Annotated in this window: 17 protein-coding genes; 6 read left to right on the plus strand and 11 right to left on the minus strand. The window is 69.5% G+C overall.

The genetic code is table 11. The features are described 5' to 3' along the window. Positions 1 to 173: 173 nt before the first annotated feature. The gene (locus tag IEZ21_RS36565; protein ID WP_189326132.1) at positions 174 to 1181 is read left to right on the plus strand and encodes an LLM class flavin-dependent oxidoreductase; all 1008 of its coding nucleotides are present in this window, start codon (positions 174 to 176) and stop codon (positions 1179 to 1181) included. Here IEZ21_RS36565 and IEZ21_RS36570 read toward each other — a convergent pair. The 5 genes from IEZ21_RS36570 to IEZ21_RS36590 form a co-directional block, all read right to left on the minus strand. Then, the gene (locus IEZ21_RS36570) at positions 1178 to 1957 is read right to left on the minus strand and encodes a lysophospholipid acyltransferase family protein (RefSeq protein ID WP_189326171.1); all 780 of its coding nucleotides are present in this window, start codon (positions 1955 to 1957) and stop codon (positions 1178 to 1180) included. The genes IEZ21_RS36565 and IEZ21_RS36570 overlap by 4 nt on opposite strands. Positions 1958 to 2208: 251 nt before the next feature. Then, positions 2209 to 2979, minus strand: coding sequence for a GNAT family N-acetyltransferase (locus IEZ21_RS36575; protein WP_189326133.1), 771 nt, complete (start codon positions 2977 to 2979; stop codon positions 2209 to 2211). A gap of 255 nt (positions 2980 to 3234) precedes the next feature. Next, complete coding sequence (locus tag IEZ21_RS36580; protein ID WP_189326134.1) at positions 3235 to 3984, minus strand: succinate dehydrogenase/fumarate reductase iron-sulfur subunit; 750 nt, start codon at positions 3982 to 3984, stop codon at positions 3235 to 3237. Next, complete coding sequence (locus IEZ21_RS36585) at positions 3981 to 5933, minus strand: fumarate reductase/succinate dehydrogenase flavoprotein subunit (RefSeq protein WP_189326135.1); 1953 nt, start codon at positions 5931 to 5933, stop codon at positions 3981 to 3983. Before IEZ21_RS36585 ends, IEZ21_RS36580 begins: the two co-directional genes overlap by 4 nt. Position 5934: 1 nt before the next feature. Continuing rightward, positions 5935 to 6642: a succinate dehydrogenase gene (locus IEZ21_RS36590; RefSeq protein WP_189326136.1), complete on the minus strand. Its 708-nt coding sequence runs from the start codon at positions 6640 to 6642 to the stop codon at positions 5935 to 5937. Between the two features lie 83 nt (positions 6643 to 6725). On the opposite strand from IEZ21_RS36590, the gene IEZ21_RS36595 reads away from it, so the two are divergent. Further along, a complete protein-coding gene (locus IEZ21_RS36595; protein WP_189326137.1) occupies positions 6726 to 7607 on the plus strand; it encodes a LysR family transcriptional regulator in 882 nt (293 codons plus the stop codon). Positions 7608 to 7772: 165 nt separating this feature from the next. Here the strand turns inward: IEZ21_RS36595 and IEZ21_RS36600 are convergent, their stop codons facing one another. The 3 genes from IEZ21_RS36600 to IEZ21_RS36610 all read right to left on the minus strand — a co-directional run bounded on the left by IEZ21_RS36600 (position 7773) and on the right by IEZ21_RS36610 (position 12054). Continuing rightward, a complete protein-coding gene (locus IEZ21_RS36600) occupies positions 7773 to 9911 on the minus strand; it encodes a putative bifunctional diguanylate cyclase/phosphodiesterase (RefSeq protein WP_189326138.1) in 2139 nt (712 codons plus the stop codon). Next, positions 9908 to 10720, minus strand: coding sequence for an SAM-dependent methyltransferase (locus tag IEZ21_RS36605; protein ID WP_189326139.1), 813 nt, complete (start codon positions 10718 to 10720; stop codon positions 9908 to 9910). The genes IEZ21_RS36600 and IEZ21_RS36605 overlap by 4 nt, the downstream gene beginning before the upstream one ends. Before the next feature lie 332 nt (positions 10721 to 11052). Continuing rightward, positions 11053 to 12054 (minus strand): SCO0930 family lipoprotein, encoded by a 1002-nt coding sequence (locus IEZ21_RS36610; RefSeq protein WP_189326140.1) that lies wholly within the window; start codon positions 12052 to 12054, stop codon positions 11053 to 11055. Between the two features lie 341 nt (positions 12055 to 12395). Here IEZ21_RS36610 and IEZ21_RS36615 point away from each other — a divergent pair, with 341 nt between their 5' ends. Beyond that, positions 12396 to 12914: a hypothetical protein gene (locus tag IEZ21_RS36615; protein WP_189326141.1), complete on the plus strand. Its 519-nt coding sequence runs from the start codon at positions 12396 to 12398 to the stop codon at positions 12912 to 12914. 91 nt (positions 12915 to 13005) lie between these two features. On the opposite strand, the gene IEZ21_RS36620 is transcribed toward IEZ21_RS36615, so the two are convergent. Continuing rightward, the gene (locus IEZ21_RS36620) at positions 13006 to 13500 is read right to left on the minus strand and encodes a hypothetical protein (protein WP_189326142.1); all 495 of its coding nucleotides are present in this window, start codon (positions 13498 to 13500) and stop codon (positions 13006 to 13008) included. 332 nt (positions 13501 to 13832) lie between these two features. Here IEZ21_RS36620 and IEZ21_RS36625 point away from each other — a divergent pair, with 332 nt between their 5' ends. Continuing rightward, a complete protein-coding gene (locus IEZ21_RS36625) occupies positions 13833 to 14495 on the plus strand; it encodes a class F sortase (RefSeq protein ID WP_033319090.1) in 663 nt (220 codons plus the stop codon). A 94-nt stretch (positions 14496 to 14589) separates the two neighbouring features. Here IEZ21_RS36625 and IEZ21_RS36630 read toward each other — a convergent pair whose 3' ends face one another. Then, a complete protein-coding gene (locus IEZ21_RS36630) occupies positions 14590 to 15438 on the minus strand; it encodes a polysaccharide deacetylase family protein (RefSeq protein ID WP_189326143.1) in 849 nt (282 codons plus the stop codon). 193 nt (positions 15439 to 15631) lie between these two features. Here IEZ21_RS36630 and IEZ21_RS36635 point away from each other — a divergent pair, with 193 nt between their 5' ends. Both IEZ21_RS36635 and IEZ21_RS36640 read left to right on the plus strand, forming a co-directional pair. Next, positions 15632 to 16105: a universal stress protein gene (locus tag IEZ21_RS36635; protein WP_033319092.1), complete on the plus strand. Its 474-nt coding sequence runs from the start codon at positions 15632 to 15634 to the stop codon at positions 16103 to 16105. An 87-nt stretch (positions 16106 to 16192) separates the two neighbouring features. Then, positions 16193 to 17647 (plus strand): amino acid permease, encoded by a 1455-nt coding sequence (locus tag IEZ21_RS36640; RefSeq protein ID WP_189326144.1) that lies wholly within the window; start codon positions 16193 to 16195, stop codon positions 17645 to 17647. 8 nt (positions 17648 to 17655) lie between these two features. Here IEZ21_RS36640 and IEZ21_RS36645 read toward each other — a convergent pair whose 3' ends face one another. After that, positions 17656 to 18804 (minus strand): CapA family protein, encoded by a 1149-nt coding sequence (locus tag IEZ21_RS36645; protein WP_246568506.1) that lies wholly within the window; start codon positions 18802 to 18804, stop codon positions 17656 to 17658. Between the last annotated feature and the right edge of the window lie 76 nt (positions 18805 to 18880).

An 18880-nucleotide genomic window follows, 5' to 3' on the forward strand; every position in this document is an offset into this window, starting at 1 on the left:
CTCGCCCGCCACGGGAACACCCCGGGGCCATGCCCTCAGCATGGCCCCATGGGAGGGCGTACTCAACGGGACTGCCTGTTCTCCTCAGGCTCGCGGGGACAGGTACGCGGCTCGTGGGACGTCCGCACGCCCCGTGCCGGGAATCCTGGCGCGCCGCGGGCGTTGAAGTTCATGTGAATCCAGTGATCGCGGCGACCCGTTTCTCCGTCCTCGACCGCTCGCGCACCCGGGAGGGGCACGACGGCCCCGAGGCGCTGCGTGACACCGTGCGGCTGGCCCAGGAGCTCGAGCGGCTCGGCTACCACCGGATATGGGTCTCGGAACACCACGGCGTGCCAGGAGTCGCCGGTTCCGCGCCGACCGTGCTGGCCGCCGCGGTCGCCGCCGCGACGCGCACGATCCGGGTCGGCACGGGCGGGGTGATGCTGCCCAATCACCAACCCCTGGTCGTGGCCGAGCAGTTCGGCGTCCTTGAGTCCCTGTTTCCGGGACGTATCGACATGGGTCTGGGCCGCTCCGTGGGCTTCACCGACGGCGTACGGAAGGCGCTGGGCCGGGACAAGGACGTCGCCGACGATTTCGCGGGGCAGCTCGACGAGTTGCTGGGCTGGTTCCGCGGCACCTCTCCGACGGGTGTGCACGCGCGACCGGCCGAAGGTCTGACCGTGCCGCCGTTCGTGCTGGCCATGGGCGAGGGCGCCACCATCGCCGCCCGGGCGGGCCTGCCGATGGTCATCGGCGACCTCCGCGGCCGCGAGAAGATGCGGCGCGGCATCGATCACTACCGCGCGACATTCCGGCCCTCCGCCTGGGCGAGCGAGCCGTACGTCGTCATCTCCGGCACCATCGCGGTCGCGGACAGCCCCGAGGAGGCCCGCCGTCTGCTGCTCCCGGAGGCCTGGTCGATGGCGCACTCCCGCACCCGCGGCACCTTTCCTCCGCTGCCGCCCGCCGAGCGCGTGGAGACGCTGAGGATGAGCGACAAGGAGCGCGGTTTCTACGAGTCCGGGCTCAGGGGTCATATCGCCGGCACCGAGGAACAGGTCGCCCACGAACTGGAGACGGTGCTCAAGGAGACCGACGCGGACGAGGTCCTGGTCACGACCAGTACGTACGACCGCGGCGCCCTCCTGGACTCGTACGAGAGGCTGGCCCGGATCGCGGGCCTGGGCGGCACCTAGGCAGCGACAGGTCTGTGATCTTCCTCCGAGTTCGCGCAGCTCCGGTGGGTGGCGGCCGTCTCGGCGGCGCGGGCCAAGGCCCGGCGGTCGGGTGCGCTGCCCGGCGCGAGCACCGGCTGTACGCGCACCTCGGCCACGAGGCCGCGCGCCGAAACGACCCGCCACACCGAGGCGAGCAGCGAGTCGCTCCCGACGAACGCGGGTGCCGTGGTCGCCGCTCCCCCGTCGAGCCGGTAGTGCAGGCGCACCGGCTGGACGGGTACGGCGGCATCCAGTGCGGCCTGGAAGACGGCCCTGCGGAACTGCCCCTGGGCCCGGCCGCACCAGGTGCTGCCTTCGGGGAAGACCACGACCGCGGCGCCGTCGCGCAGGGTGTCCGCGATCCGCGCGACCGTCGTCGGCAGCGCGCGCAACCGGTCCCGCTCGATGAACAGTGCCCCGCCGCGCGCGGTCAGCGCGCCCGCCACGGGCCACTGCCGGATCTCGGCCTTGGCGAGCATCCGCCCGGGACGGACGGCCGCGAGCAGCGGTATGTCCAGCCAGGAGATGTGGTTGGCGACCAGCAGCAGCCCGCCGGTGGGCGGGGCGGCTCCGGCGGTCTGTACGCGTACGCCCGCCGCGCGCACGATCGTCCGGCACCAGAGCCGGATGGCACGGTCGCGCCCCGCCCCCGCGAGCCGTCCGACGACCGGGGTCAGCACGATCCCGACGAGGAGCACGGCGACGACCACGGTCAGCCGCAGAACGGCCAGCGGTACGGCGGCCAGGGACCCCATCGACTCTACGCAGGCCCCCGGGGTGCACGGGGCGCTGGGCAGCCAGGCACTGGCCGGGGCGGAGCCGGAGGGCGCGGCACCGGGGCGGTCCGCGATCCGCGTCCCGCCCCGGCGTGCTCGGGGCACCGGCCGGCGGCCCGGGAGCGCGGCCGTGCCCGCGCCCGGGCTCGCGAGGGCCGCCACGCCGCGCCGCGGACGGAGCAGCACGCCGATGCGGAACGCTCCCGTCACATTCATGCGGGAGGCGTTCATCAGGCCGGCACGAGCGACAAGAAGTGCCGCAGGTAGCGGGAGTTGACGCGGTGCATCGGCAGCAGCACGTACAGGTCGGCCACGCCGAAGTCGGGGTCGTGGGCGGGTTCCGCGCAGACCCAGGCGCCGAGGCGGAGGTAGCCGCGCAGGAGTGCGGGGAGTTCGGTGCGGGCCGGGCGCTGGATGCCCTCGGGGTTCCAGGGCAGCAGCGGGCGTACGCGGTACTCCTCGGGCGCCAGGTACTTCTCCTGTACTCGGTCCCAGGTGCCCGCGGCGAGCGTGCCGCCGTCGGCCAGGGGGATGGAGCAGCAGCCGGCGAGCCATTCGTGGCCGCCTTCGACCATGTAGCGCGCGATACCGGCCCAGATGAGACCGATGACGGCGCCGTCCCGGTGGTCGGGGTGGACGCAGGAGCGGCCGACCTCGACGAGCCCGGAGCGGATCCCGGCGAGCGGCCCGAGGTCGAACTCGCTCTCCGAGTACAGCCGTCCGGCGACCGCGGCGCGCTCCGGCGGCAGCAGTCGGTAGGTGCCGACGACCTGCCCGCTCACCGTGTCGCGGACGAGGAGGTGGTCGCAGTAGGCGTCGAAGGCGTCGATGTCGAGGCCCGGCTGCGGGGTGGTCAGCAGGGCTCCCATCTCTCCCGCGAAGACGTCGTGGCGTAGGCGCTGCGCGGCCAGCACGTCCGTCTCATCGCGGGCCAGGGTGACGGTGTAGCGGGTGGGTGCGGTCGCCTGCGGCGGGCTGTCGAGCGTGGTTACGCCGGTCATGGCTGGCTCTCTCCTGGGGACGTTGGCCGGTGTGCGGCGGGAGGTGAGCGGAGCGGAAGGTGAGCAGGCCGGTTGGGTACGGCGTGCTCGTTCCTGTTCTCCCGACGCCGGCTGACCAGCGCGTAACCTACGCAGAGAGGTGGGATGTGGGCTTGTTGAATGCCCGGGTGCGGCGGCCCTGACAAAGCTTGGCGGGGCCGGAGAGCACCACTCCCGGCCCCGCCCGTCCGCACCTTGACGGCGAACGACGTACGGCTAACGCTTGCCCGACTTACGGGTCGCGCGCAGCCACTCCTTGTTCATGCCGGTGATGGAGACCAGCGGAATGCCCTTCGGGCAGGCCGTCGCGCATTCGCCGGTGAGCGTGCAGCCGCCGAAGCCCTCCTCGTCCATCTGCGCCACCATGTCGAGCACTCGGGTCTCGCGCTCGGGAGCGCCCTGCGGCAGGACGTTCAGGTGGTTGATCTTGGCCGAGGTGAACAGCATCGCGGCCCCGTTGGGGCAGGCTGCCACGCAGGCCCCGCAGCCGATGCACTCGGCGTGCTCGAACGCGAAGTCCGCGTCCGGCTTCGGTACGGGCGTGGCGTGGGCCTCGGGCGCGGCGCCGGTCGGCGCGGTGATGTAGCCGCCTGCCTGGATGATCCGGTCGAACGCCGACCGGTCGACCACCAGGTCCTTGACCACCGGAAAGGCGGAGGCCCGCCACGGCTCGATGTCGATCGTGTCGCCGTCCTTGAAGGACCGCATGTGCAGCTGACAGGTGGTCGTACGCTCCGGACCGTGCGCGTCGCCGTTGATGACGAGCGAGCAGGCGCCGCAGATGCCCTCACGGCAGTCGTGGTCGAAGGCGACGGGGTCCTCGCCGCCCAGGATGAGCTCCTCGTTGAGGGTGTCGAGCATCTCCAGGAAGGACATGTCGGGCGAGATGTCGTCCACTTCGTACGTGGACATCGCTCCGTCGGCGTCGGCGTTCCGCTGCCGCCAGACGCGCAGGGTGAGCTTCATGCGTAGCTCCGCTGAGTGGGGTGAACGTACTCGAAGACGAGGTCTTCCTTGTGCAGGACGGGTGCTTGGCCGGTCTCGGTGAACTCCCAGGCCGCCGCGTACGAGAACTCCTCATCCCGGCGCTCCGCCTCACCATCCGGGGTCTGGGACTCCTCCCGGAAGTGGCCGCCGCAGGACTCGCCGCGGTGCAGCGCGTCGAGGCACATCAGCTCGGCGAGTTCCAGGTAGTCGACGACGCGGTTCGCCTTCTCCAGCGACTGGTTGAACTCCTCGCCGGTGCCGGGGACCTTGATGCGCCGCCAGAACTCCTCGCGGATCTGCGGGATACGCTCCAGGGCCTTGCGCAGCCCCGTCTCCGTACGCGCCATTCCGCAGAACTCCCACATGAGTTCGCCGAGTTCACGGTGGAAGGAGTCGGGGGTGCGGTCGCCGTCGACGGCGAGGAGCAGGCTGAGGCGGTCCTCGGTCTCGGCCAGCACCTCCTGGACGACGGGGTGTTCGGCCGTGACCTTCTCATGGTGCGGATTGCGGGCGAGGTAGTCGTTGATCGTCGACGGCAGTACGAAATAGCCGTCGGCCAGCCCCTGCATCAGCGCCGAGGCGCCGAGCCGGTTCGCCCCGTGGTCCGAGAAGTTGGCCTCACCGATCGCGAACAGGCCGGGGATGGTGGTCTGGAGGTCGTAGTCGACCCACAGCCCGCCCATCGTGTAGTGGACGGCGGGATAGATGCGCATCGGCACCTCGTACGGATCCTCGTCGGTGATCCGCTGGTACATGTCGAAGAGGTTGCCGTACTTGGCCTCGACGGCCTTGCGGCCCATGCGCTTGATCGCGTCGGCGAAGTCCAGATACACGCCCTGCCCGCCGGGGCCCACTCCCCTGCCCTCGTCGCAGACGTTCTTGGCGGCCCGGGAAGCGATGTCACGGGGCACGAGATTGCCGAAGGACGGGTAGATGCGCTCCAGGTAGTAGTCGCGCTCGTCCTCGGGGATCTCGTTCGCGGGCCGCTGGTCGCCCTTCGCCTTCGGCACCCAGATCCGGCCGTCGTTGCGCAACGACTCGCTCATCAGCGTGAGCTTCGACTGGTGTTCGCCGGTGCGCGGAATGCACGTCGGGTGGATCTGCGTGAAGCAGGGGTTCGCGAAGTACGCGCCGCGCCGGTGCGCCCGCCAGATGGCGGTGGCGTTGGAGTTCATGGCGTTCGTCGAGAGGTAGAAGACGTTGCCGTAGCCGCCGCTCGCCAGGACGACGGCGTCCGCGAAGTATGTGTCGATACGGCCCGTGATCAGATCGCGGGCCACGATCCCGCGCGCCCGGCCGTCGACCACGATCAGGTCCAGCATCTCGGTACGCGGATGCATCTCGATGTTGCCGACGGCGATCTGCCGGGACAGCGCCTGGTACGCGCCGAGCAGCAGCTGCTGGCCCGTCTGCCCGCGGGCGTAGAAGGTCCGGGAGACCTGTACGCCGCCGAAGGACCGGGTGTCGAGGAGGCCGCCGTACTCGCGGGCGAAAGGCACGCCCTGGGCCACGCACTGGTCGATGATCTCGACAGAGATCTGCGCCAGGCGGTGGACGTTGGACTCGCGGGCCCTGAAGTCGCCGCCCTTGACGGTGTCGTAGAACAGCCGGTGGATCGAGTCGCCGTCGTTGCGGTAGTTCTTCGCGGCATTGATGCCGCCCTGCGCGGCGATCGAGTGGGCGCGGCGCGGCGAGTCCTGGTAGCAGAACTGCACGACGTGGTAGCCCTGTTCGGCGAGCGTGGCCCCTGCGGAGCCGCCGGCGAGGCCGGTGCCGACAACGATCACCGTGTGCTTGCGGCGGTTGGCGGGGTTGACCAGCTTGGCCTCGAAACGGCGGGTGTCCCAGCGCTCGTTGACGGGTCCGGACGGGGCCTTGGTGTCGGCGACCGGCTCCCCGGTCGCGTAGTCGGCGTACTCAGCGGTCATGTCAGCTCACCACTCCGGTCATCACGCCCACGGGTACGGAGACGAAGCCCACCGTCAGCACCAGCGCGAGCACGTTGGCGATGGTCTTGAAGGCACGGTCGCGGGTGCGGCTGCCGACCCCGAGGGTCTGCGCCGCGCTCCAGAAGCCGTGCCGGATGTGCAGGCCGAGCGCGAGCACCGCGACGATGTAGACGACGTTGCCGTACCAGGTGGAGAAGGTGTCGATCACGTTCTGGTACGGGTGTCCGGCCTCGAAGCCGCCCGGGTGCACGGTGCCGGTCGTCAGGTCGAGGATGTGCCAGACGATGAACAGGCCGAGGATGATCCCGCCCCAGCGCATCGTCCGTGTCGCGTAGCTGGCCCGCGGCTTCTTGTGCACGTACTTGGTGGGCCGCGCCTTGATGTCGCGGCGGCTCAGCTGGTACGCGGAGACGGCGTGCGCGACGACGGCGGCGACCAGGACGACGCGGATGATCCACAGCGCCCATTCGTAGTGCAGGAAGGGTTCGCCGAGGGTACGCAGGGCGTGTGCGTACTCGTTGAACTCGTCGGATCCGAAGAAGATCTTCAGGTTGCCCAGCATATGGACGACCAGGTACGCCAGCATGATCAGACCGCTCACGGCCATGACCGTCTTCTTGCCGACGGAGGAGTCCCACATCGTGCGGGTCATGGACGGTTTTCGGTCCGTCCGCGTTAGCAGCGCCATGGGACGCACGCTAGGGCCAGAGGCCCCGATCGGTCCAAGACATGGAATGGCTGGTTTCGATAGCCAAGGCCTATGGTGGCGGAATGCAGTTCCAGCAGCTCCAGTACTTCGTGGCCGTCGCCGAGACCCGGCACTTCACCAGGGCCGCGGACCTCGTCCATGTCGCGCAACCCTCCCTCTCCCAGCAGATCAAGGCGCTGGAACGGGAGTTGGGGGCGGATCTGTTCCTGCGCGCACGCGGCAACATCACGCTCACGGACGCCGGCGAGGCGCTGCTGCCGCTGGCCCGTCGCATCCTGGCCGACGCGGAGACGGCCCGGCACGAGGTGGGGGAACTTGTTCAGCTGCGTAGCGGGCGGGTCCGTCTCGGTGCGACCCCGAGCGTGTGCACGGGGCTGCTGCCCGACGTGCTGCGCGCCTTCCACGACCGGTACCCCGGCATCCGGCTGCTGATCGAGGAGGGAGGTTCGCACGATCTCGTACGGGAGCTCGCTCGCGGTGCGCTCGATCTCGCCCTCGTGGTGCTGCCGCTGCCTTCGCCGTCACCCGCGCTGACCACGGTCGAGGTGCTGCGGGAGGACCTGGTGGTGGTGTCGTCGCCGGACGCACCCACGCCGGGGCGGGGTCGTACGGTGCGGATTCCCGACCTGGAGGGTGAGCGACTGGTCATGTTCCGGCACGGGTACGACCTGCGGGAACTGACCGTCGCCGCGTGTCGCTCCGCTGGGTTTGAGCCGGACTTCGCGGTGGAGGGTGGGGAGATGGATGCGGTGCTGGGCTTTGTGCGGGCGGGGCTCGGGGTTGCTGTGGTGCCGCGGATGGTGGCTACTCGGGCGGGGCGGGGGTTGCGGGTGACTCCGCTCGCCCGCCCCGGCCTGCACCGCACCATCGCCCTTGCCCACCGCAGCGATGTGGCTCCGCCTCGGGCGGCTCGGGAGCTTCAGCGGATGTTGCTTGAGAGGTGACCCTTCGCTGGTCGTGGCGCCTCCGGGTGCGCCGTAGCACGGGATGCGCCGTTGCGGACTGCGGGTCCGTCGGGGCTGGTCGCGCCCGCGCGGCGGAGCCGCAAATCGATACAGCCCCGCGCCCCTAAAGGGGCGCACCGGGAACCGCGCGGTTTCACGGAACCGTCAGCCTGTCGCGTCCACCAACGCCAGTTCGTGGAGTCTGTCCGGTGGGCCGGGGCGGGCGTAGTACCAGCCCTGGGCCGTGTCACAGCCCAGGATCTTCAGTTGTTCTGCCTGGGCGCCCGTTTCCACGCCCTCTACCGTGACCGTGAGGTCGAGGCTGTGGGCGAGGGAGACGATGCCGTCAACAATCTTCAGGTCGACCGGGTCCGCCGGGAACTGCTGCATGCTCCGGGTGAAGGAGCGGTCGAGCTTGAGGATGCTGACCGGGAGGCGGCGCAGGTTGGCGAGGTTGGAGTAGCCGGTGCCGAAGTCGTCGAGGGCGATGTCCACGCCCATCTCGGCCAGGCGGCGCAGCGGCTTGAGGAGGTCGTCGTCGGCGCCGATCAGGGCGGACTCGGTGACTTCCAGGCAGAGGGAGTTCGGTTCGAGGCCGGCGCGCTCCAGGATGTCGACCGTGTCCGCGACCAGGCCGGGGTGGGTCAGCTGGCACGGCGAGAGGTTCACGTTGATACGGAACGGGCCCGCCTGTTCGCCGTGACGTTCCTGCCAGTCGCGGGCCTGGCGGACCGACTGTTCCAGCACCCAGCGGCCGAGCGGGACGATGAGGCCGGTGTGCTCGGCGAGCGGGATGAACCGGTCGGGGCCGAGCACGCCGTGCTGGGGGTGCAGCCAGCGGACGAGGGCCTCGGCGCCTCGTACGCTGTCGTCGCCGAGGTGCACGAGCGGCTGGTACTCGATGAAGAACTCGCCGCGATCCAGAGCCGCGGGCAGTGCCGTGGTCAATCCGTGGCGGGTGATGGCGCGGGCGTCGGCCTCGGGGTCGGCGAGCTCGTAGCGGTTGCCGCCCGCCGACTTGGCGCGGTACATCGTGATGTCGGCGCTGCGCAGCACCTCCGCGGGGCCGCGTTCGCCGGCCGGGCCCTCGACGATGCCGATACTGCCGCGGACGGTCAGTTCCCGGCCGTCGATACGGACCGGGGTGACGAGGGCGTTCATGATGCGGTCGGCGAGCGCGTCGACCTCTGTCTCGGTGTCGGGCCCGGTGGTCAGCGCCACGAACTCGTCGCCGCCGAGCCGGGCGACCATCTCGCCGGGCGCGGTCGCGCAGGACTGCAGCCGGTCGGCGACCTCGACGAGCAGCCGGTCACCGGCGGCGTGCCCGAGGCTGTCGTTGATGGTCTTGAAGCCGTCGATGTCGAGATAGCAGAGCCCGAAGCGCATGCCCTCGCCCGCGGACAGCGCCTTCTCGAGCCGCTCGAAGAACAGCGTGCGGTTGGGCAGTCCGGTGAGGGCGTCATGGGTCGCCTCGTACCGCAGCCGCAGATTGAGCAGCCGGCGTTCGGTGGTGTCCTCCATGAGGGCGAGCTGGTACTGGGGCCGGCCGTCGGCGTCACGCAGCAGGGAGACCGTCAGATTGGTCCACAGAACCGTTCCGTCAGGTCGGTAGAAGGCCTTCTCCACGTGGTAGTGCTCGCGCTCGCCGCGCACCAGCTCCTCGTACAGACGCCAGACTTGAGGAGCGTCGTCGGGGTGCGTCCAGTCGACCACCTTACGGCCGCGCACCGATTCCTCGGTGCCGCCGAACATCCGCAGCAGGGCCTTGTTCACCTGCAGGACGTTGCCGTCGAGGTCCGCGATGCCGATTCCGATGGCCGCGCCCTCGAACACCGCGCGGAGCCGCGCCTCGGTCGCGTGCAGCGCCTGAGCGACCACCCCCTGAGCCTGGAGGGCCGCTCGCGCGATGGCTTCCTGTTCGGCCAGCGTCCGCTCCCGCAGCGCCTCGGCGAACCCGGCGGCCATGGCGTGCTGCAACCGCGCCGAACGGCTGCGCAGGTCCTCCCGGGGTCCGTCCCCGCCGCAGTAGAGCACCAGGTAGGCGTCCACGCAGTCGAGTGCGCGGCTGAGCGCCTCCGGCTCTGTGCAGTGGGCGTCGATCAGCGCGGCGCCGACCGCCCGGCCCTCAGCCGCGTCGAACGTCCTGGCCCGCAGCGCCTCGCTCAACCGCCGGGCGAGCGGCAGCAGTTCCCGCTCGAGCTCGGGGCGGGTCAGCGATGTCGCCGTGTGCGGGAAGACCGCCCGGCTCCAGATCGTCGCGAATCTGCGGAGTCTGTCTTCCGGCCCGTCCGGCTCCGCGGTCACGCCGTGCGCCCCACGCCGGCGAACCCGGAATAGGCATACGGATCCTCGTCCTCGAGTGCCGTGTCGGGCCGCCATTCCGGCATCGGCACCAGTCCGGGTTCCACCATGTCGTACCCCTCGAAGAACCGCGCGATCTCGTCGCGCGAGCGCATGATCAGCGGATTGCGAATGTCCTTGTAGACGTCGACGGCACCTTCGGCCCGCTCTGGGGGAAGCGGGATGCCCTCATAGGAGGCGTGCGTGACGACGAGCAGGCTGCCCGGCGCAAGCGCGTCGCGCAGCTGGGCCACCGCCTCGTACGGGCCGTCCTCGTCCTCCACGAAGTGAAGTATGGCAACGAGGAGAAGCGCCACTGGCCGATTCTGGTCGATCAGGCGCTCAAACTGAGAACTCGCCAGGATCTCCTGGGGCTTGCGAAGATCGGCGGCGACGACGTCCGCGCCCTCGTTGCCCTCCAGGACGGCCTCGCTGTGCGCGACGGCGACCGGGTCGTTGTCGACGTACAGAACGCGCGCTTCGGGACTGGCGCTCTGGGCGACCTCGTGGACGTTGCCGAAGGTGGGGATGCCTGAGCCGATGTCCAGGAACTGGGTGATGCCCTCGTCCGCAGCGAAACGGACGGCCCGGCGCAGGAAAGCGCGGTTCGCCTGCATGATCTTCGGAAGGCCCGGCATGAACTCCATCGCCTTGCGGGCTGCTTCCCGGTCGATGTCGAAGTTGTGCGATCCGCCCAGGTAGTAGTCGTAGATGCGGCTCACGCTGGGCACCGAGATGTCGATGCCACGTGGGGCCCAGGCGGGACGCTCCATCTATCTCTCCAACCGTAGGCGATCCGGTGTTCGAGCTGAGGCTACTGATCGCCTGCCAACGGGGCGAGCAGAAACGGAAATTGACCATCCGTTCCCGGTCACTGCCGGAGGCACATGCGCAATTGACGTCGTACGAAATCGCCCCGAAGCCCTGAGAGCGGTGAAAAACGGCCAACCCCCTCCGTGCGGTGCGGAGGGGGTGGACCGGGGGTTGTGCGGCTCGACCCCTTATCTGGGGCGTGTCAGTTGTCTGCCTCCTGTCGACTCCTCCCTTCCGTACCTTGAGTGCTGCGTGGTCTGTCGCGTGCGTGGTCTGTCGTGCGCGGTGCTGCCTACTTCTTGATCGCGCTGCCGTCGGGGGCCATGGCGTACCAAGTGCCGCCCACGCCCTGGCCGTTGATGTCGCCGGGCTTCTTGTCGCCCGCGAAGGTGTACATCGGCCAGCAGTCGATGCTCTGCTGCTTGAGTCCGTCCGGACGGTTCAGGACGACGTAGCCGCGACGGCCCTCGACCTTGTTCTCGATGCCCTTGGTGTCGGCGGCGTCGACCGGGTCGACGGTCGGCCACTTCTCCAGGCACTCACCGACGCAGTTCGACTTCATCGGCCACGGGACGTCCTTCTCGAAGCGGTAGACCGTCATACCGTTCTTGTCGACGACGACCTCGCCCAGCTCAGGGTCCTGTCGGGTCGAAAGGCCGGGCCGGTCGGCGGCCTCCGCCCCAGCGTCCTCACCGGCGTCTTCGCCGGCTCCGGCCTCTGCGGCGTCCGCCGCCGCCTTCTTGCCGTCGGGCGCCGATGCGTACCAAGTGCCTTGCACACCCTGGCCCTTGGTGTCACCGGCCTTCGTGTCCTTCGCGTACCGGTAGAGCGGCCAGCCGTCGAGAGTCAGCTGCTTCGTACCGTCGGCACGGGTGACCTCACCGAGCAGCGTCTTGTCCATGCCCGCCGCAGCGGTGGCGTCCGAGGCCGGGACCGGGGGCCAGGCCGTGGCGCAGTCGCCTTCGCAGTTCGTCTTCGGCGGTGAGGCGGTGTCCTTGTCGAAGCGGTAGAGCGTCATACCGGCGCCGTCCGTGACCACTTCGCCGAGGGCCTTGTTCTTCGACACGGCAAGCTGGCCGGCGGTCTGCGCCTGCGCACCGGCACCGGCCTGTCCCGCACCTGGAGTGGGCGTGCTCGTGCCGGCCCCGTAGTCATTGCCCACCCCGTTGGCGGCGGGTGCCGCCCCTACGTTCTGGCTTCCCGTGGACTGGGGGGTGTCCGAGCCGCACGCAGTCGTCAGCGCCAGGGCCGCAGCGGCCGCTACGAGGGAGGCGCTCCGCCAGGAGGTCTTCATTTTGGGTAACTCCCCGCTAATCACTCAGATGTTGCGGCGCACCACTGCGCCGCGTATGGCCCTAGGTACGGGTGAGAGCGCCGGGAGCGTTCAAGCGGCTCGCAAAATTCTTTGAGCAACGCCTGTGAAACATGCGGCGTATGTGACTCGGCTGTGCCTCGGCATCCCCGAAATGGCTTGTTCTCGCCCCCTGGGCGCGTCGCGAGGGCAGCCGCTGGCCCATTCGGACTCCTGCGATCGCACCCGGTTCCGGACCTTTTTAGCGTTTCGACCATCGAGGTGCATGTACGACGCAAGCGGAAAAGGTCCGCGGCTGCTCCTCGGGACCAGGAGGATTCACCATGCGCGCGGTACACCTCGCTTCAGCCGCACTGCTGGGCGTCGGCGCCCTGACCCTGGCCACTCCGGCGGCCTTCGCCGTGGATGGCGGCGACCGCGGGAACTCGTTCGGTTTCGATGTCTCCCCGACGACCGCCGCCGCGGGTGACCGCGTCACGCTGTCCGTCTGGGGCTGCGAGACCGAGGTCGAGGTGTCCTCGGGTGTCTTCGACCCGGTGGTGATCCCCAAGGGGGAGCACTCGGCCGAGGCCGTCGTCGGCTGGGCTGCCGAGCCCGGCGCCGGGGAACCGGTGACCTTCCAGTGCGGGGAGGAGTACGGCCACAAGGACCTCACCATCGAGGCCGGGCAGCAGCCGGGTCAGTCGCACATGTACGCCCACAAGGGCGTCAACGCCGGTGTCGGCGGCACCTTCGCCGACTTCGACCTGGGCGACATCGGCCTCGGCCTCGCACTCGTCGCGGGCTCGGTCGGTGCGGCGTACCACTGGTCGAACCGCCGCACCGCCGACGAGCACAACTGACGGCTCACCTTCCAGCCCGTCACCTTCCAGCCCTTCGCCCCGGACCGTGTGGTCCGGGGCGAAGGGCTGGAAGTCGTCAGGCCTTGCTTCGTCAGGCCCTGATCTCGGAGCGGCGGCGCATCCAGAACACCGCACTGCCGACGAACGCGAGGCCCATCAGTCCGCCGCCGATCGCCATGTCGGTCGGCGTGGCACCGCTGGTGATGCTGCCGCCGAGACCGCCCTGGGTGCCACCAATGACGGTGAACGCGTTGTCCTTGGTGAGCGTCTTTCCGTCGCAGTCGACCGTGATGTGGTGGGCACCGGGCCTGGCGGTCCGGTGGATGGTCGCAACCCCCTTGGACGTGCCGCTGCCGTGGTGGATCGGCCTGAGTTCCGTCCGCGGGAACGCGTCCGACGTCATGTGGCCACCCCTGGGGCACCCGTCGACTGTGACCGTCAATTGCCCACCCGGGGCGATGGCGCTGGGTGTGGCGACGATGTTGCTCGGGTGGTCAAAGCCATCCCGGGCCGCGGCCGAGGGGGCAGCGAGACCGAGGGCGAGGACAGCTGTCGCAGAGACCGCCAGGGCACGAGTGATACGCATGTGATCCTCCGCGGAAGGCGCCCCGGGAACCGTCCCCGGGTCGATCGGCGAGAGAACGCCTCCCATACAGACCCTCAGATGCCGTGCGCGGGGCCGCATTTCGAGAATGCTCCGTCCTGGTGAGTGGACACGCCGCGAGAATGGCACGTAATCGGATATTGCCGCAGGTCACGGGCCGTCAGAAATTTCTCTTACGCGGCGACTCGGATGGCGCACGGCCTTCGGAACGGCCACCCGTTCGCGCGTCTCCCGTCGCCTGCCGAGAGCCTTGGACTTAGCTTTCTCGTACGCGCGAGTGACGTGGCGACGGCCATGTCGAGAGGGGTTTGCGAATGTCTGCGTCCGAGCTGGCCGAAGAGGAGGAGTGGCAGAGGAAGCGTGCTCCCTGGGGCGTACTGGCGCTTGTTCTGCTGACCGGTCTCGCACTTATTCGCAATGGTTCGGGAGAGTTCGACGTGGGTCCTCCGCAGCCCGCGACTGCCGCAGCCGCGGAGAGCAGCGCGCCCGCGAAGGTCCGCCCGAGCGGACCGGCTCCGCTGCCGTTCTCCGAGGTCGACCGCATCAGCATCCCCGCGATCCAGGTCGACGCCCCCGTCATGCCGGTGGGGCTCGACATGGCGGGCTGGGTGGACGCGCCCCCGCCGGAGGACCCGAATCTCGCGGGCTGGTTCACCGGCGCGGTCTCGCCCGGCGAAAAGGGCACGGCCGTCGTGGTCGGGCATGTGGACAACAAGCAGGGCCCCGCCGTCTTCTACGGTCTCGGGTCCCTCCAAAAGGGACAGCGCGTGGAGGTCATGCGCAAGGACGGGAAGCTCGCCGTATTCGAGATCTACGGCATCGAGGTGTTCGAGAAGAACAACTTCCCCGGCGACCGTGTCTACGGCGACACCGGAGTTCCCGAATTGCGCGTCATCACCTGCGGAGGCGGTTTCTCCCAGCAGAACGGCTACGACGGGAACGTCGTCGTTTTCTCCCGCCTGATCGAGGTTCGCTGAGCGTTCCCCGGCCGGGCGGGCGAAAGTCTCGTAAAGTCCCGTGGAATTCCGCCGGCTCCCCGTTGAGCCGGCGGATTCTCGTCTTCTCGTCGGTCTACGTGAACTGCCGCCGGGGCACGGTGATGTGATAGCCCGAGTCCAGCAGTCGCGGCAGATAGTCGCGCAACGCGCGGACGCTCTGCGAACGGTCGCCGCCCGCGTCGTGCGCGAGGATCACAACACCCGGGGCCGCTCCCTTCATGACCCGGCGCTCGATGGTGCGGGCACCGGGTGACTGCCAGTCGAGGGTGTCGACGGTCCAGGCGAGCGGTTCCATGCCGAGTTCGGCGCCGAGCTCGAAGACGGCCCGGTTCCAGGCCCCGTACGGTGCGCGGAACCAGCCCGGCCATTCCCCGTACGCCTTCTCGATGATCTCGCTGGTGCGTTCCATCTCGGAGCGGATCGCGGACCGGGTCAACCGGGTCAGCAGCGGGTGGGACCAGGTGTGGTTGCCGACGATGTGTCCCTCGTCGGCCATCTCCCGGAGCATGTCCTTATTCTCGACGACCATCGAGCCGCACACGAAGAACATCGCGCGGACGTCGTGGACCTTGAGGGTGCGCAGGACGTGGGGGGTGTAGCGGGGGTCGGGGCCGTCGTCGAAGGTCAGCACCATGCTGGGGCCGCGTCCCGCGATACGCAGGAACGGTTCGTGCCGTACGAGGGTCCGCCCCGGCGCGCTGGGCACGGGGCCGTATCCGGCGATGGGCTGGAGCCGGTAGGCGGAGGCCCGCTGGGCGCGGCCCTGCGGGGCGCCGCCGGCGGGGTTCGCGGAGGGTCGGCCCGGTGGCTGGGCCGGATCGGCGGCGAGGAGGCGTGCCGTACCGGCCGCTCCAGCCGCTCCCAGGACGGCGGCGCCGATGAGCAACGCCCTGCGCCGGGAGAGCATTTGATCCTTTTTCATGATTAATGAGTCACCCGGCCTAGGCCCTGACACGCGCACCGACACCGGTCCGGCCGCACGAAAACACCCGTTGGGACCAGCTCGGCGCGACACACAGGCGCAAACGGCAGCACGCCTCACGCACCGTCAGCGCGTGCACCCGGCCGGTTCCCCGCCCGCGGCAGGGCCTGCGCGTTCCGATAGCCTCGGCGCCGTGACGGAACAGCACTCACCAGGGCAATCACAGGGCTTCGAGCGGGGCACGGACGGGCCGAAGGTCATCGTGGCCGGTGTGGACGGCTCCGACTCCTCGCTGCGCGCCGTGGCCTACGCCGCCGGTCTCGCCCGGCGGCAGCGGGCGCTGCTCGCCGTGGTGTACGTCCAGCCGGTGCTGGCGGCGGGCACCGCGGCCGGGGTTCCGGTCGCCGACACGACCGATGAGATCGCCCGAGGGCTCGTCCGGGACATGCACGAAGCGACCGAGCAGGTCAAGGACATATTCGAGGTCCGCTGGGAGTTCCACACCTTTCGCGGCGACGCGTACAACGGTCTGGTCACCGCGGCGGACCAACTCAAGGCGGACGCCGTCGTGGTGGGAGCGTCCGAGCAGGCGGGGCACCGCTTCATCGGCTCGGTGGCCGTACGCCTTGTGAAGGCCGGGCGATGGCCTGTGACGGTTGTGCCGTAACCGACGCGTAGCCCCTTCCGTCACGACTGCCACCGGGCCATCATGATCCCGCCAAAGCCGGTTGCCGTCTGCGAAGAGGTGAGGCACATGGCCGGGCTCAGAATGGGCGAAGGGATTCTCCGCCGCAAACCCATCGAACGTATCGAAGAGACGGAAGCCGGCGAAGGCGCACGTCTCGATCGCTCGCTCGGCCTGTGGCAGCTGACCGCGATCGGGGTCGGCGGCATCATCGGCGCGGGCATCTTCACGCTCGCCGGCACGGTGGCGAACGGGACGGCAGGGCCCGCGGTCCTCGTGTCGTTCCTCATCGCGGGCGTCGCGAGTGCCGCGGCGGCGCTGTCGTACGCCGAGTTCGCGGGCCTCATCCCGAAGGCGGGCTCGGCCTACACGTACGGCTACGCGGTCCTCGGCGAGTTCGCGGGCTGGTTCATCGGCTGGGACCTGCTCCTCGAGTACACGGCGATCGTCGCGGTGGTCGCGATCGGCATCTCCGGCTACTTCAGCTTCCTGGTCGGCGAGATGGGCGCCGATCTGCCCAACTGGATGCTGGGCGCGCCGAGCACCGGCGACGGGCACAAGGTCGACCTGTTCGCGGCGGTGCTGTGCCTGCTCATCGCGTACCTGCTGAACCTGGGCATCAAGAACGCGGCCCGCTTCGAGATGGTCGTCGTCATCCTGAAGGTCGCGGTGGTGCTCCTGGTGATCGGCGTCGGCGTCTTCCACATCGACACGGCGAACTACAACCCGTTCTTCCCGTACGGGGTCGGCGGGGCGTTCACGGGCGCGGCGACCGTCTTCTTCGCGGTCTTCGGGTACGACGCCATGTCGACGGCCGCCGAGGAGTCGAAGGACGCCCAGCGCCATATGCCGAAGGCGATCATCTACTCCCTCGCCATCTCGATGGTGCTGTACGTGCTCGCCTGTCTTGTCCTGACGGGTATGCAGGACTATCCGGACATCGACAAGGAGAGCGGCTTCTCGACGGCGTTCCAGTCGGTGGGCCTCGGCGGGCTCGCGAACGTCATCGCGGTCGGCGCGATCATCGGCATTCTCACCGTGATGTTCACGTTCATGCTGGGTGTCACCCGTGTCTGGTTCTCGATGTCCCGCGACGGGCTGCTGCCCAAGTGGTTCGCGAAGACGCATCCGACGCGGCATGTGCCCACGCGCGTGACCTGGATCGCGGGCGTCGCCTCGGCCGTCATCGCCGGGTTCCTGCCGATCGGCGAGGCGGCCGAACTGACCAACATCGGGATCCTGTTGGCGTTCGTCGTCGTGTGCGTCGCGGTGATAGTGCTGCGCTACAAGCAGCCGGACCTGCCGCGCACCTTCCGTACGCCGTGGATGCCGTTCGTGCCCGCGGTCGGCGTCGTCTTCTCGATCTGGCTGATCACGTTCCTGCAGTGGCAGACGTGGGCGCGGTTCGCCGTGTGGTTCCTGCTCGGCCTCGTCTTCTACTTCGCGTACTCGTACCGGCGCTCGGAGCTGGCCAAGGCGGAAGCGGCGGCGAAGTCGGGGACGACTGGGCCCAGCTCCCCATGACGCGGGGGCTACTTCCCCATGACGAGTCCGTCCTCGGCCGCGCCCCGGCTGAGGACGACCTGGCGGATCCGGTCGCGTACGGCGCTCTGGGCCGGCGCCTCGTTCAGGTTCACGACGCGGTGGGAGCCGGTGTCGAACCACTGCGGTACGAACTCGGCCTTCTCGACCTTCCACCGTCCGCCGGGTCCGGCGGGCGGGGCGAAGGTGAAGCGGCCGATGGTGCTCTCGTTGCCGCGGGGGTCGTGGGCGCCGCTGTGGTTGACCATCGCTCCGGCGATCTGGTCGCCCATGCCGTAGATGACCCAGGTGCCGTTGACCTTCTCGTACGCCTGCGGGACATGGGCGTGGGTGCCGAGGATCAGATCGACGGCGGGGCGGCCGTCCGTGCGGGCTTCGGTGAGCTGCCTGCTCAGCAGCAGTTGCTGCGCGTCGGGCGCGTCCTGCCATTCGGTGCCCCAGTGCAGGGAGAGGACCACGACGTCGGCGCCCGCCTTCCGGACGGCCCGGGCGTCCGCGAGGATCTTGTCGCGGTCGATCAGGTTCACCGACCAGGACCTGTCCTCGGGGAGCGGGATGCCGTTCGTGCCGTACGTGTACGCGAGGTGGGCGACCTTCGCGGGGCCCGCCCGCAGGAGGGTGGGCGTGCTCGCCTCGGCGGCGGTGCGGGCGGATCCGGCGTGCCGTACGCCCGCCCGGTCGAGTGCGTCGAGCGTGCGATGGATGCCTGCGGGGCCGGCGTCGAGGGTGTGGTTCGAGGCAGTCGAGCAGGCGTCGTAGCCGGTGGCGGCGAGGCCCGCGGCCACCTCGGGCGGGGACTTGAAGAGGGGGTAGCCGGAGTAGTCGCCGTCCGCGCCGTACACCGTCTCCATGTGGCAGATCGCCAGATCGGCCCGGGTCACGACGGGTTTGACGCCCGCGAGCATGGGCCGGAAGTTGTATCCGCTGCCGCCCGCGTCCGCGTTCGCCTGGCGGATGACCGAGCTGTGCGGCAGGACGTCGCCGGAGGCGACGAGCGTGAAGCGGGTGTCTCGGGCGTGCGGTGCGGGATCTCCGGTCCGTGTGGGCGGCTCCTGCGTCTGCTGGCAGCCGGGGGCCGCCGCCGTGAGGAGCAGGACTGCCAGGGCCAGGGTCGTGGGTCGCCTGTGTGAAGTTTTCAAGTCCGCTCCGGTGTAGTCGTATTTAAGCATTAATAGCTACGAATCCACCCAGAGGCGACACAGGAGTCAAGGAGCC

Source organism: Streptomyces flaveus (assembly GCF_014647675.1).
Lineage (GTDB): Bacteria > Actinomycetota > Actinomycetes > Streptomycetales > Streptomycetaceae > Streptomyces > Streptomyces flaveus.